Source organism: Streptomyces sp. Xyl84 (assembly GCF_059731885.1).
In genome coordinates this window covers 4,992,467-5,006,302 of record NZ_AP029182.1, presented here as the reverse complement: position 1 = coordinate 5,006,302, position 13,836 = coordinate 4,992,467, and the positions used below count along the sequence as shown (strand labels likewise).

Annotated in this window: 10 protein-coding genes; 5 read left to right on the top strand and 5 right to left on the bottom strand. The window is 72.2% G+C overall.

Annotated features, from left to right (window positions below):
- The first annotated feature begins 67 nt into the window (after positions 1-67).
- The 4 genes from nirB (at position 68) to AC6I72_RS21675 (ending at position 4,547) form a co-directional block, all read left to right on the top strand.
- The gene (nirB, locus tag AC6I72_RS21690; RefSeq protein WP_498004767.1) at positions 68-2,635 is read left to right on the top strand and encodes a nitrite reductase large subunit NirB; all 2,568 of its coding nucleotides are present in this window, start codon (positions 68-70) and stop codon (positions 2,633-2,635) included.
- Positions 2,632-3,036 carry a nitrite reductase small subunit NirD gene (gene nirD, locus AC6I72_RS21685; protein ID WP_498002788.1) on the top strand — a complete coding sequence of 135 codons (405 nt, stop codon included), beginning with the start codon at positions 2,632-2,634 and terminating at the stop codon, positions 3,034-3,036. Before nirB ends, nirD begins: the two co-directional genes overlap by 4 nt.
- A gap of 54 nt (positions 3,037-3,090) precedes the next feature.
- Positions 3,091-3,675: a TetR/AcrR family transcriptional regulator gene (locus AC6I72_RS21680; protein WP_498002787.1), complete on the top strand. Its 585-nt coding sequence runs from the start codon at positions 3,091-3,093 to the stop codon at positions 3,673-3,675.
- Positions 3,676-3,761: 86 nt separating this feature from the next.
- Positions 3,762-4,547 (top strand): SDR family NAD(P)-dependent oxidoreductase, encoded by a 786-nt coding sequence (locus AC6I72_RS21675; RefSeq protein ID WP_498002785.1) that lies wholly within the window; start codon positions 3,762-3,764, stop codon positions 4,545-4,547.
- A 27-nt stretch (positions 4,548-4,574) separates the two neighbouring features.
- On the opposite strand, the gene AC6I72_RS21670 is transcribed toward AC6I72_RS21675, so the two are convergent.
- The 3 genes from AC6I72_RS21670 to AC6I72_RS21660 all read right to left on the bottom strand — a co-directional run bounded on the left by AC6I72_RS21670 (position 4,575) and on the right by AC6I72_RS21660 (position 7,718).
- Entirely contained in the window at positions 4,575-5,408 is an 834-nt protein-coding gene (locus AC6I72_RS21670; RefSeq protein WP_037854283.1) for a carbohydrate ABC transporter permease, read from the bottom strand.
- Positions 5,401-6,303, bottom strand: coding sequence for a carbohydrate ABC transporter permease (locus AC6I72_RS21665; protein WP_498004766.1), 903 nt, complete (start codon positions 6,301-6,303; stop codon positions 5,401-5,403). Before AC6I72_RS21665 ends, AC6I72_RS21670 begins: the two co-directional genes overlap by 8 nt.
- Positions 6,304-6,458: 155 nt before the next feature.
- The gene (locus AC6I72_RS21660; RefSeq protein ID WP_498004765.1) at positions 6,459-7,718 is read right to left on the bottom strand and encodes an ABC transporter substrate-binding protein; all 1,260 of its coding nucleotides are present in this window, start codon (positions 7,716-7,718) and stop codon (positions 6,459-6,461) included.
- A 326-nt stretch (positions 7,719-8,044) separates the two neighbouring features.
- Between AC6I72_RS21660 and AC6I72_RS21655 the strand changes: the two genes are divergently transcribed.
- Positions 8,045-8,863, top strand: a complete 819-nt coding sequence (locus AC6I72_RS21655) for a PepSY domain-containing protein (RefSeq protein WP_498002783.1) — start codon at positions 8,045-8,047, stop codon at positions 8,861-8,863.
- 157 nt (positions 8,864-9,020) lie between these two features.
- Here the strand turns inward: AC6I72_RS21655 and ppdK are convergent, their stop codons facing one another.
- Together ppdK and dusB are read right to left on the bottom strand one after the other, a co-directional pair.
- Positions 9,021-11,768 carry a pyruvate, phosphate dikinase gene (gene ppdK, locus AC6I72_RS21650; protein WP_498002782.1) on the bottom strand — a complete coding sequence of 916 codons (2,748 nt, stop codon included), beginning with the start codon at positions 11,766-11,768 and terminating at the stop codon, positions 9,021-9,023.
- A gap of 846 nt (positions 11,769-12,614) precedes the next feature.
- Positions 12,615-13,757 (bottom strand): tRNA dihydrouridine synthase DusB, encoded by a 1,143-nt coding sequence (dusB, locus tag AC6I72_RS21645; protein ID WP_498002780.1) that lies wholly within the window; start codon positions 13,755-13,757, stop codon positions 12,615-12,617.
- Between the last annotated feature and the right edge of the window lie 79 nt (positions 13,758-13,836).

Here is a 13,836-nt window from a genome sequence, read left to right as displayed (position 1 = left end):
CGGCGCCACGAGTGCCACCGGCGCCGCCCTCGGCCCGGTGCCCACGATCGTGCTCGTCGGCCACGGCATGGTCGGCCAGCGCTTCCTCGAAGCGCTCGCCGAGCGCGGCCTGACCGCCACGCACCGCGTGGTCGTGCTGTGCGAGGAGCCGCGCCCCGCCTACGACCGCGTCCAGCTCACCTCGTACTTCTCGGGCCGCACCGCCGAGGAACTCTCCCTCACCGACAGCGCGTTCCTCGACGCCCACGGCATCGAACTGCACCTGGGCGACCCGGCCGAGACGATCGACCGCGAGGCGCGCCGGGTCACCGCCCGCTCCGGCCTCACTGTCGGCTACGACGTGCTGGTCCTCGCCACCGGCTCCTACCCCTTCGTGCCGCCGGTGCCCGGCAAGGACGCCGAGGGCTGTTTCGTCTACCGCACCATCGAGGACCTGCTCGCCATCGAGGCGTACGCCGCCGGGCGGGCGAGGACCGGCGCGGTGGTCGGCGGCGGGCTGCTCGGCCTGGAGGCGGCCGGCGCCCTCAAGGGGCTCGGACTGGCCACCCACATCGTGGAGTTCGCGCCGCGCCTGATGCCGGTGCAGGTCGACGAGGGCGGCGGCGCGGCCCTGCTGCGCACCATCGAGCGGATGGGGCTGACCGTGCACACCGGCACGGGCACCCAGGAGATCGTGGCCGGCCCGGACGGCGCGGTCACCGGCATGAGGCTGTCCGACGGCTCCGAACTCGCCACCGACATGGTGGTGTTCAGCGCCGGTGTCCGCCCCCGCGACCAGCTGGCCCGCGACAGCGGTCTCGCGGTCGGCGAGCGCGGCGGGATCAGCGTGGACGCGCAGTGCCGTACGGTCACCGACCCGCACGTGTTCGCGATCGGCGAGTGCGCGCAGGCGGTAGACGGCCGGGTCTACGGCCTGGTCGCGCCCGGCTACGAGCAGGCGGAGACGGCGGCGGCCGCCATCGCCGCCGACGAGGGGGAAGCCCCGGCGTTCACCGGCGCCGACCTGTCCACGAAGCTCAAGCTGCTCGGCGTGGACGTGGCCTCCTTCGGCGACGCGCACGGCACCGCCGAGGACTGTCTGGACGTCGTCTACTCCGACTCCCGGGCGGGCCTGTACAAGAAACTGGTCATCGGGCGGGACGGCACCCTGCTCGGCGGCATCCTGGTCGGTGACGCGGAGGCGTACGGCACGCTGCGCGCGTTCACCGGCTCGGTGCCCCCGGTCTCCCCCGAGTCGCTGGTGCTGCCGGCCGGTGCCGGTGCGCCCGCGCAGCTCGGCCCGGCCGCCCTCCCCGACGACGCGGTGATCTGCTCCTGCCACAACGTCACCAAGGGCACGATCCGCGGCGCGGTCACCGACCACGCGTGCACGAGCGTGCCCGAGGTGAAGAAGTGCACCCGGGCCGGCACCGGGTGCGGGTCCTGCGTCAAGGTGCTCACCCAGTTGGTCGACGCCGAGCTGGAGGCGAGCGGCGTCGAGGTCGACAAGGGCCTGTGCGGCTGCTTCGCGCAGACCCGCGAGGAGCTGTACGAGATCGTCCGGGCCCTGCGCATCACCTCCTACCAGGAGCTGCTGGACGGCTACGGCCGCGAGGAGGCCCGGGGCGGCGACGGCTGCGAGACCTGCAAACCGGCCGTCGCCTCGGTCATCGCCTCCCTCGCCCCGGTGATCGGCGCCGGCGGTTACGTCCTCGACGGCGAGCAGGCCGCCCTCCAGGACACCAACGACCACTTCCTGGCCAACCTCCAGAGGAACGGCTCGTACTCGGTGGTCCCGCGCATCCCCGGCGGGGAGATCGCGCCGGAGAAGCTGATCGTGATCGGGGAGATCGCCCGGGACTTCGGCCTCTACACGAAGATCACCGGCGGTCAGCGCATCGACATGTTCGGCGCCCGCGTCGAGCAGCTGCCGCTGATCTGGGCCCGGCTGGTGGACGCGGGCTTCGAGTCGGGGCACGCGTACGGCAAGTCGCTGCGCACGGTGAAGTCGTGCGTGGGGCAGACCTGGTGCCGCTTCGGCGTCCAGGACTCCGTACGCATGGCGATCGACCTGGAGCTGCGCTACCGGGGCCTGCGCTCCCCGCACAAGCTGAAGTCGGCGGTCTCCGGGTGCGCCCGCGAGTGCGCCGAGGCCCAGTCGAAGGACTTCGGGGTGATCGCCACCGCGAACGGCTGGAACCTGTACGTCGGCGGCAACGGCGGCGCCACCCCGCGCCACGCCGACCTGCTCGCCCAGGACCTGTCCGACGCCGAACTGGTCCGGCTGATCGACCGGTTCCTCATGTTCTACATCCGCACCGCCGACAGGCTGGAGCGCACCAGCGTGTGGCTGGAGCGGATCCCCGGCGGCCTGGACCACGTACGGGACGTGGTGGTCCACGACTCGCTCGGCATCTGCGCCGAGCTGGAGTCCCAGATGGCCGCGCACGTCTCCCACTACCGCGACGAGTGGGCCGAGACGGTCAACGACCCGGACAAGCTCGCCCGGTTCGTGTCCTTCGTCAACGCCCCCGACACCCCCGACCCGGTCGTCGGGTTCGTTCCCGAACGCGACCAGATGAAGCCCGACCTGCCGCTGCTGTCCCTCGGCCTGCGGCCGGCCCACGACGCCCTGGAAGGAAGCGCCCAGCGATGACCCTCGCCACCGAGACCCCCGAGACCCCCGGGACCACCCGGATCACCGAGGCCGCCCGGACCGCCCGGACCACCGAGGGGAAGGTCCAGCTCCGGCTCGACGACGACTGGTACACCGTGTGCGACCTGGACGCGCTGCTGCCCGGCCGCGGGGTCGCGGCCCTGCTGCCGGACGGCCGGCAGGCGGCCCTCTTCCGCGACCGGTCCGGCCGCCTGTACGCGATCGACAACCGGGACCCGTTCACCGGCGCGGCGGTGCTCTCCCGCGGCCTGACCGGCACCCACGGGGGCCGCCCGTTCGTCGCCTCGCCGCTGCTGAAGCAGCGCTTCGACCTCGCCTCCGGCCGGTGCCTGGACGACGAGCGGGTGCGGGTGACGGCGTACGGGGTCCGCAGCGCCTGAAGACCGAGCCCCGTTACTTGACCGGTCGTTCCAGACAGGCTTAGGCTCCACGGCGTGGCCAGGACCAAGGAATTCGATCCGGACGCCGCGCTGCAGTCGGCCCTGGAGCTGTTCTGGCGGCGCGGCTACGAGGCGACGTCGATGGCGGACCTCGTGGCGCACCTCGGCATCGGCCGCGCCAGCCTGTACGCGACGTTCGGCAGCAAGCACGAGCTGTACCTGAAGGCGCTGGAACGCTACGAGCAGGGGGGCATGGGGCGGATCGTGAGCGAGCTGTCCCAGCCGGGTCCCGCGCTGCCGGGCGTGCGCGCGGTCGTACGGCGCTACGCGGCGGAGGCGGCCCACGACGAGCTGCGCCTGCACGGCTGCATGGTCACCAACACGGCGTCCGAGCTGGCCGCGCACGATCCGGCCGCCGCCCGGCACGTGGAGCGCAACTGGGACCACTTGGAGACCCTGCTGCACGCGGCCCTGGTCCGCGCCCGGGCCCAGGGCGAGCTGCCCGCCGGGCGCGATCCGCTCGCCCTCGCCCGCACCCTGCTGGTGCTGATGCAGGGTCTGCGGGTGGTCGGCAAGGCGTCGGCGGACCCGGCCCGCGTCCGGGACGCGGCGGAGCAGGCCCTGGCACTGCTGGACTGAGCAGCGGACCGCGGAACGCGCCTGTCGCCGGGCGCGTTTCCTTCGGCCCTCATACTGAACCGATCGGTCAATAAAAAGGGGAGATCATGACTACGGTGAGCACACGGTCCGCGGGCCGCTTCCAGGACCGCACCGTCCTCGTCACCGGCGCCGGTTCCGGCATCGGCCGCGCGACGGCCCTCGCGTTCGCCGCCGAGGGCGCCCACGTCGTCGTCGCCGGCCGCCGCCCCGGGCCGCTGGCCGGCACGGTCGCGCTGATCGAGGAGGCGGGCGGCAAGGCGCTCGCGGTGACCGCGGACGTCTCCCGCCCCGGTGAGGCGGCGGCGCTGGTGGAGGCCGCCGTGGACCGCTTCGGCTCGCTCGACGTCGCCGTGAACAACGCCGGTGTGTTCCGGGGCGGGCAGCCGCTGGCCGAGCTGACGGAGGAGGACTGGCACACCCAGCTCGCCGTCAACGTCACCGGCGTCCACCTGGCCCTGCAGGCGCAGATCCGCCGGATGCGGACCCAGCCGTCCGGCGGCGCGATCGTCAACGTCTCCTCCACCTTCGGCGCCCACGCCACCTCCCCGGGCGCCGCCGCCTACTCCGCGACCAAGGCGGCCGTGACCGCGCTCAGCCGCGGTGCCGCGCTGGACCACGTCCGCGACGGCGTGCGCATCAACGTGGTCAGCCCCGGCGCCACCGCCACCACGATGTCGCTGCGCGCCGGCGAGACGGAAGCGGACCGCGCCGAACGCGCCCGGGACACCCTCCCGCTCGGCCGGGTCTCCGCCACCGAGGAGGTCGCCGCCGCGATCCTGTACCTGGCCTCCGGCGAGGCGGCCTCCCTGGTCGGCACCGACCTGGTGGTCGACAGCGGCGGATCCCTCTGACCCGCCCCGGCCCCCGGGAACGGCCGGCTAGTCGATGCCGGACCGTTCCACCCCGGCCACGATCCACCGCTGGAAGCACAGGAACACCACCAGCAGCGGCAGGATCGACACGGCCGCCGCCACGAACAGCTCGTGCAGGCGCACCACCTGGGCGGTGGTGAAGGAGGACAGGGCGACCTGGACCGTCCAGGCGCTCTGGTCCTGGCCGATCACCAGCGGCCACAGGAAGGCGTTCCAGGCGCCGATGAAGACGATCGTGCCGACCGCCGCGAACACCGGCCGCGCGTTCGGCACGACGACCAGCCAGTACGTCCGCCAGGGGCCGAGCCCGTCGACCTGGGCGGCGTCCTCCAGCTCGCGCGGGAAGCCGAGGAAGTACTGGCGGAAGACGAAGCAGGCGAAGGCGGAGAAGAGCGTCGGGACGATCAGGCCGCGCAGGGTGGAGATCCAGCCCAGGGACGACACCAGGACGAAGCTGGGGACGAAGGTCACGGCGGCCGGGACCATGAGGGTGCCGAGGACGGCGTAGAAGACCTTGTTCGCGTGCCGGTAGGGGATGCGGGCGAGGCCGTACCCGGCGAGCGAGGCCAGCAGGACCGTGCCGAGGGTGGTGGCGACGGCGATCAGGGCGGAGTTGAGCAGCGAGCGGGCGAACGGGACGGAGGTGTCCGTGAAGAGTTCGCGGACGTTGCCCCAGCGCAGGTGGGCGGGGAAGAACGTCCACTCGGGCGAGGTGATGTCCTGCTCACTGGCCAGGCCGTTGCGCACGAGCAGGTAGAAGGGGACCAGGAAGAGCAGCGCGAGCGCGATCAGCAGGGCGAGCCGCAGCGCGCGGCCCACCCGCACCAGGGCGTCATCCATCGGCGTCCGTCCTTCCCAGCCCGAACCAGCGGGCCTGCCCCAGGGTGACGACGGCGATGATCAGCGCGAGGATCACCGCGCCCGCGCTGCCGAGGCCCAGGTTCTGCCCCTGGCCGAGGGCGGTGTAGTAGAGGTAGACGAGCGGCGGGCGGGCGTAGGGCGGGTAGCCGCGGGCGTCGGAGAGCAGGTTGTAGAACTCGTCGAAGGACTGGAAGGCGTTGATGACGAGGAGCAGGACCACCGCGACGGAGGTGGCGCGCAGTTGCGGCAGGGTGATGTGCCGCAGCACCTGCCGGCCGGGGCGGGCGCCGTCCACGGCGGCGGCCTCGTAGAGCACGGGGTCGATCCGCTGGAGCCCGGCCAGGAACAGGATCATGTAGAAACCGGCCTGGAGCCACAGCCGTACGGTCACGATGACCAGCCAGTACCAGGGCGGGTCGGTGGTAGACAGCCAGGCCACCGGGTCGGCGCCGAAGAGGTCCAGGACGGTGTTGGCGAGCCCGAACCGCACCCCGTTGAAGATCGACATCTTCCAGACGAGGGCGGCGACCACGTAACTGCACGCGGCCGGGAGGAAGAACACCGAGCGGAAGAACGCCTGCGCGCGGCGCACCCGGTTGACCATGAGGGCGAGGCAGAGGGAGAGGGCGTAGGTGGCCGGGACGATGAACGCCGTGAAGAGGAGGAAGGTGCGCAGGCTGTCGAGGAAGGCGTCGTCCTTCAGCATCGCGGTGTAGTTGTCCAGCCCGGTGAAGCGGGTGGGCGTGACGGTGTTGTGCGCGTCGAAGAAGCTGAGGGCGACGCTCCACAGCAGCGGGACGTAGGTGAACAGGGCCAGGCCGGCGGCGAAGGGCCCGACGAAGACCCAGAACCAGAGGGTGCGCCGCCGGCGCACGGCCCGGGCGCTCGCGTCCTCCCGCGTGCCCACGGCCTCCCGCGCCCTCACGGGCGGCACGTTCGCGGCCGGAGCCGTCCCGGTCCGCGCCTTCCCTGCCGGGGTCTTCCCGGCGGGGGCCTTCCCGGCCGGTGTGTTGCCCGTCGGTGCCGCGCTCACGGCTTCTTCTTCACACGGTCGAGTTCGGCCGACACCTTCCGCAGCACCGTCTTCAGCTCGCTGTCCGGATTCGCCCCGTCCTTGATGATCCGGCTCAGCGCGTCCTGGTAGGCGGTCTGGGCGGCCGGGGTCCACAGCAGGGGCTGGGCGTAGCCGTGGTCGGTGGTCAGGCGCACGGCGTCGGCGGCGGCGCCGGTGCGCAGCCTGGCGGCCTTCTTCGCGAGCGAGATCCGGGCCGGGATGTGGAAGCCGTAGGAGAGAGCGAAGTCCTCCTGGTCGTCGGTGCGCCGCACCCACAGCCACTTCACGAACTCCTTGGCCGCGTCCTGGTGGCGGCTGCGGGCGCTGACGGCGGCGGCGTACGCGCCGACGGGCACGGCCGGACGGCCGGAGGGACCGTCCGCGGGGAAGGGCAGCACGCCGAAGTCGTCGCCGAGTTCCTTCTGCACCTGGGGCAGCGCCCACAGCCCCGACCACTGCATGGCGGTCAGGCCCTGGAGGAAGGCGGACGGGTCGGACCAGTCGGCGGGGGCGCCGAGCAGCAGGGACTTGTCGGCGTACAGCTGGCGGACCTTGGCGAGGGTGCGGGCGGCGGCCGGGTCGTCGAAGCCGGGCCTGCCGTCCTCGGTGACGAGCTGGAGTCCGGCCGCGTACAGGGGTGTTCCGCCGAGGACGCCCGCGCCGCCGTCGTTGCCGAGGAAGAGTCCCTTGGTCTTCCTGGTGGTGAGCTTCCTGGCGGCGTCCACGAGGGCGTCGAGGGTGTCCGGGGGCCGGAGCCCGGCGTCCCGGAGCAGGCTCTTGCGGTAGTAGAGCATCTGCATGTCGATGACCTGCGGGACGCCCCAGATCTTCCCGCCGTACGTCTTCGGGGTGAGCACCGCCGGGTTGAAGTCGTCCTTGACGCCGTCGAGCAGGGCGGTGAGATCGGCGACCTGGCCGCCCTGGATCTGGTCCAGGGTGGGCCCGTTGACCTCGAAGACGTCCGGGCCGGAGTCGGTGAGGAGCGCGGCGGCGGTCTGCTGGTCGTAGTTGCCCGGCCGCCACTGGACGGTGACGCGGGCCTTGCCGTACGCGGCGGCGTACCGCTTCACCGCCTGCTCGGTGCCGCTCTCGCCGTACTGGTGGTACCACTGCGTCAGTTCCGGTCCCGATCCCCCGCCGCCGTCCCCGCGCCCGGTGTTGCTCCCGCAGGCGGCGAGCAGCCCGCCGCCCGCGACGGCCCCGGCGCCGAGCAGTGCTCTGCGGCTGATGGTCATGTACGCCCCCTGACGCTCGTCCTCGCTGCCCGCCCGCACGGCCGTACCCGCACCGTGCCCGGCCCAACGATCAACCATGCACGGTGATTACGACAGGAGCGTGGCAGCCGTGTGTACGGGTCAAGACCGCACTTCTGGCCACCCCGGGGGCGCTCGGCGCGGGCGCGGAGCGCGAGCGCGGCGGCCGGTCGCGGGGGCGGCCCGGCAGCAGGTCCGGCGCCGGGCAGGGGACGGAGAAGCCGCAGGTGACGGGGTGCGTGGGCCGTTGGGGTGGTTCCGGCGGCGGGTCCGTGTCGGCCTCACACGCAGGGGTTACCCACAGTGGTATGACAACCGCGCTCCGTATTCCGCCCCTGCGTTCGATCGTCGCGATCTGCGCTCTGGGCGGCTCCGCCCTGCTGATGACCGCCTGCTCGAACGGCTCGACCGGGTCGAGTGTCGCCGAGGCGGCCGAGGCCAGTCCCACGTCGGCCTCGGCCACGGCACCGTCCTCCCCCTCCCCGTCCGCCTCGCTGACCAAGGACCAGGCCGAGCGCCGGGACCTGCTCGCCCAGACGCACGTGAGCTGGGACAAGGCCGCCGACACCGCCGTGAAGGAGGTGTCCGGGGGCAAGCTGGTCTCCATCGAGCTGAAGAACGCCTCGCACCACTCCACCTCGTCGCCGGGCATGGCCACCTCCCCCGGTGCGGCGTCCCCGAGCCCCGCGTCCCCGGGCGCCGCGTCCCCGGGCGCCGCGTCCCCGAGCCCCGCGTCCCCGGGCGCCGGCACCGGGAGCCCCTCGCCCTCGGCGGGCGCGGCGGAGTGGGAGACGAAGGTCGCCGCCGCCGACGGCACGGTCCACCGGGTGGACGTCGACGCCGCCACCGGCAAGGTGTCGCGCAAGGCGGTCGAGTCGGACCAGGACGCCGGCGACAAGCGCAAGGTCGCCGACCGGCTGAAGAAGGCCACCCGGACGCCCGCGCAGGCCGTGCAGACGGCCACCGGCAGGACCAAGGGCACGGTCACCGGCGTCGACCTCGACGAGCACGACAACAAGCTCGTCTGGGCGGTCGACGTCGTCACGCCCAAGGACTGGCACAAGACGACCTACGACATCGACGTGGCCAACGGCAACGTCGTGCGTGAGCACGTCGACAGCGACTGAACGCGCCCGGCACCCGCGTCCGCCGCGGGACGCGCACGACAGGGGCGGCATCCCCGCACAAGGATGCCGCCCCTTTCTCCGTGAACCGGAGTCCCCGCCGCAATCGGTAGTGAGGGTCGGGGACCACGACGAGGACTCCGGGGTCTTCACACCGGCGTCACCGGTGGTCGCTGCCCTCCGAGGCGGAGGCCGCGCGGCCCGCCTCCAGGCGAGCGACCGGGATGCGGAACGGGGAGCAGGAGACGTAGTCCAGGCCCACCTCGTGGAAGAAGTGGACGGACTCCGGGTCGCCGCCGTGCTCGCCGCAGACGCCGAGCTTGAGGTCGGGGCGGGTGGCGCGGCCGGCCTTCGCGGCGGCGGCGACCAGCGAGCCGACACCGTCCTTGTCGATCGTCTCGAACGGGCTGACGCCGAAGATGCCCTTCTCCAGGTACGCCGTGAAGAAGCTCGCCTCGACGTCGTCGCGGCTGAAGCCCCACACCGTCTGGGTCAGGTCGTTGGTGCCGAAGGAGAAGAACTCGGCGGCCTCGGCGATCTGGGCGGCGGTGAGCGCGGCGCGCGGCAGCTCGATCATCGTGCCGATCGCCAGCTTCAGTTCCGTGCCCGTGGCCGCCTGGACCTCCGCGACGACCTGGTCGGCCTCCTCGCGGACGATCTCCAGCTCCTGCACGGTGCCGACCAGCGGGATCATGATCTCGGCGCGCGGGTCGCCCTTGGCGGCCTTGCGCTCGGCGGCGGCCTCGGCGATGGCGCGGACCTGCATGGTGAACAGGCCCGGGATCACCAGGCCGAGGCGGACGCCGCGCAGGCCGAGCATCGGGTTCTGCTCGTGCAGCCGGTGCACGGCCTGGAGCAGGCGCAGCTCGTTCTCGTGCGGCTCCTGGCGGGACTCGGCGAGCGCCACGCGGACCGACAGCTCGGTGATGTCGGGCAGGAACTCGTGCAGCGGCGGGTCGAGCAGGCGGACGGTGACCGGCAGGCCGTCCATCGCCTCGAACAGCTCGACGAAGTCCTTCTTCTGCAGCGGCAGGAGCTGCTTGAGCGCCTCCTCGCGCTCGGCCTCGGTGTCGGCCAGGATCAGCCGCTCGACCAGCTCGCGGCGGTCGCCGAGGAACATGTGCTCGGTGCGGCACAGGCCGATGCCCTGCGCCCCGAAGCGGCGCGCGCGCAGCGCGTCCTCGGCGTTGTCGGCGTTGGCGCGCACCCGCAGCCGGCGCTTGCGGTCGGCGAAGGCCATGATGCGGTGCACGGCCTCGACCAGTTCGTCGGCGTCGTCGGCACCGGCGTGCATCCGGCCCTCGAAGTACTCCACGACCGGGGAGGGGACCACCGGCACCTCGCCCAGGTAGACCTTGCCGGAGGAGCCGTCGATGGAGATGACGTCGCCCTCCTCGACGACGTGCCCGCCGGGCACCGTCATCCGGCGGCGCTTGGTGTCGACCTCCAGCTCCTCGGCGCCGCAGACACAGGTCTTGCCCATGCCGCGCGCGACGACGGCCGCGTGGGAGGTCTTGCCGCCGCGCGAGGTCAGGATGCCCTCGGCGGCGATCATGCCGTCCAGGTCGTCGGGGTTGGTCTCGCGGCGGACCAGGATGACCTTCTCGCCCGAGCGGGACCACTTGACGGCGGTGTAGGAGTCGAAGACGGCCTTGCCGACGGCCGCGCCCGGGGAGGCGGCGATGCCCCGTCCGACCTGCTCGACCTTCGCCTTGTCGTCGAAGCGCGGGAACATCAGCTGGGCGAGCTGGGCGCCGGTGACGCGCTGCAGGGCCTCGGCCTCGTCGATGAGGCCCTGGTCGACGAGCTGGGTGGCGATGCGGAAGGCGGCACCGGCGGTGCGCTTGCCGACGCGGGTCTGGAGCATCCACAGCCGGCCGCGCTCGATGGTGAACTCGATGTCGCAGAGATCCTTGTAGTGGTTCTCCAGGGTCTCCATGATCTGCATGAGCTGGTCGTACGACTTCTTGTCGATCTGCTCCAGCTCGGCGAGCGGCACGGTGTTGCGGATGCCCGCGACCACGTCCTCGCCCTGCGCGTTCTGCAGGTAGTCGCCGTAGACGCCCTGGTGGCCGGAGGCGGGGTCGCGGGTGAAGGCGACGCCGGTGCCGGAGTCGGGGCCGAGGTTGCCGAAGACCATCGAGCAGACGTTGACGGCCGTGCCGAGGTCGTGCGGGATGCGCTCCTGACGGCGGTAGAGCTTGGCGCGCTCGCCGTTCCAGGAGTCGAAGACCGCCTTGATGGCGAGGTCCATCTGCTCGCGCGGGTCCTGCGGGAAGTCCCGGCCGGCCTCGGTCTTGACGATCTTCTTGAACTTGGTGACGAGCTTCTTCAGGTCGGCCGCGTCCAGTTCGGTGTCGACCGCGACCTTCTTGGTCTCCTTGGCCTTCTCCAGCGCCTCCTCGAAGAGGTCGCCGTCGACGCCGAGGACGGTCTTGCCGAACATCTGGATGAGCCGGCGGTAGGAGTCCCAGGCGAACCGCTCGTCGCCGGCCTGCGCGGCGAGGCCCTGCACGGAGGTGTCGGACAGGCCGATGTTCAGGACGGTGTCCATCATGCCGGGCATGGAGAACTTCGCCCCGGAGCGGACGGAGACGAGCAGGGGGCTGTCGGGCTGGCCGAGCTTCTTGCCCATCCGCTGCTCCAGGGCGTCGAGGTGCGCACTCACCTCGTCACGCAGTGCCGCCGGTTCCTCGCCGCTGTCCAGGTAGACCTTGCAGGCCTCGGTGGTGATGGTGAAGCCCGGCGGGACGGGGAGGCCCAGGTTGGTCATCTCGGCGAGGTTGGCGCCCTTGCCGCCGAGGAGGTCCTTGAGGTCCTTGTTGCCCTCGGTGAAGTCGTAGACGAACTTCACGCCCTCAACGCTCCCGCCCGGCGCGGGTACCTGGGGATCTTTGTTTTCCGACACGGGTCTCGACTCCTCGAGGACGCGGTGGCTGCCCTGACGGCGAGGAACATACCCAGATCGAAGGCTTGTGGGTACGTCCACTCGTGCGTCATGCGCCCGTAACCAGCGGTCCGCCAGCGGATCGAAAGTCAAGGCTTGGCAAGTCGTCAGGGCCGGATGTTTTCACTTCTTGAACGGGCCGCTGCCCATGAACCCGTCCTGGCGCTCACATGAGCGGCTACAGGCACGGGTGATTTCGATCGCTGAACGATCGAGGGGTGGCACTGAGTGCCACTCCTTGGAGAAGTGCAGACGCCGATAATCCGCTCATGTGAGCGCACCCCTTATCAAGGGTGGCGAGAATCACGCTGCCATACGCGCCCGGATTCCACCATGCGGACCTCCTGGGCCACCCGTTCGGGCGAACCCGGCGGAGGGGTCCGGCGCGGTCCCGGCACCCCGTTCGCCGGGTTTGTGCCCACCGGTCCTGAAGGGCGCCGGCCGGCGGACCGTACGGATCCGGTGGGCTCTCTTCCCCTCCCCCGGAGCGGCCCGCGCTCCTCGCCACCGCGCACGGAAGGACTCGGGGTGGCCCGGGGTGCCCCGGGTGCCCCGGGTGCCCCAGCGCGACGCGCACACCGGTCGCCGAACGGACGTCCGCGCGCCGGCCGGCCGGGCCGCACCAGGCGACACCTGGGCGCAGGGCTCCCCCGGGGGCCGCACCAGGCGGACACTTAGCCGGCAGGACTCCCGCCGGGCCTCGCCAGGCGGACACCCGGCCCCCAGGCCCCCGGGGCCGCGCCACGCGGACACGCGGGGCTCCCCCCGGGGCCGCGCCCCGCGGACAGGCGCCCCTCTCAGGGCGCCTCAGCCGCCCGACGTGTCCAGTTCCGCGTCCTCGCCGACGCCCGCGCAGTCGTACGGGTCCTTCAGCCAGCCGTCCGGGAGGACCACGCGGTTGTTGCCGGAGGTGCGGCCGCGGGGGCCGTCGGCGCCGACGGGCCAGGGCTGGTCGAGGTCCAGTTCGTCCAGGCCGGCCCGCAGGTCGGCCAGGGAGGAGGTGACCGCGAGCCGCTTGCGCATCTCGGAGCCGACCGCGAACCCCTTCAGGTACCAGGCGACGTGCTTGCGGAAGTCGATGACGCCGCGCGACTCGTCGCCGATCCACTCGCCGAGCAGGGTGGCGTGCCGGACCATCACGTCGGCGACCTCGCGCAGGGCGGGCCGCGCGGCGAAGTCCGTACGGCCCTCGAAGGCGGCGACCAGGTCGGCGAAGAGCCACGGCCGGCCCAGGCAGCCGCGGCCCACGACCACGCCGTCGCAGCCGGTCTCGCGGACCATCCGCAGCGCGTCCTGGGCCGACCAGATGTCGCCGTTGCCGAGCACGGGGATCTCCGGGACGTGCTCCTTGAGGCGGGCGATGGCCTCCCAGTCGGCGGTGCCGCCGTAGTGCTGGGCGGCGGTGCGGCCGTGCAGGGCGATGGAGGTGACGCCCTCCTCGACGGCGATCCGGCCGGCGTCGAGGTAGGTGAGGTGGTCGTCGTCGATGCCCTTGCGCATCTTCATGGTGACCGGCAGGTCGCCCGCGCCGCTGACCGCCTCGCGCAGGATCGAGCGCAGCAGGTTGCGCTTGTAGGGCAGGGCGGAGCCGCCGCCCTTGCGGGTCACCTTGGGGACCGGGCAGCCGAAGTTCAGGTCGATGTGGTCGGCGAGGTCCTCCTCCGCGATCATGCGGACCGCCTTGCCGACGGTCGCCGGATCGACGCCGTACAGCTGGATCGAACGCGGCGTCTCGCTCGCGTCGAACCGGATCAGCTGCATGGTCTTCTCGTTGCGCTCGACCAGGGCCCGAGTGGTGATCATCTCGCTGACGAACAGGCCCTTGCCGCCGCTGAACTCCCTGCACAGCGTGCGGAAGGGCGCGTTGGTGATCCCGGCCATGGGGGCGAGGACCACGGGGGGCCGGACGGTGTGTGGGCCGATCTGGAGCGGGGACTCGGGCGTGGACATTCCCCCATTGTCCCGCACGGGCAGCGAACTTGTAACAGTCATTAGTTAACCGCACTATCGATATCGACTACGCTGGTGC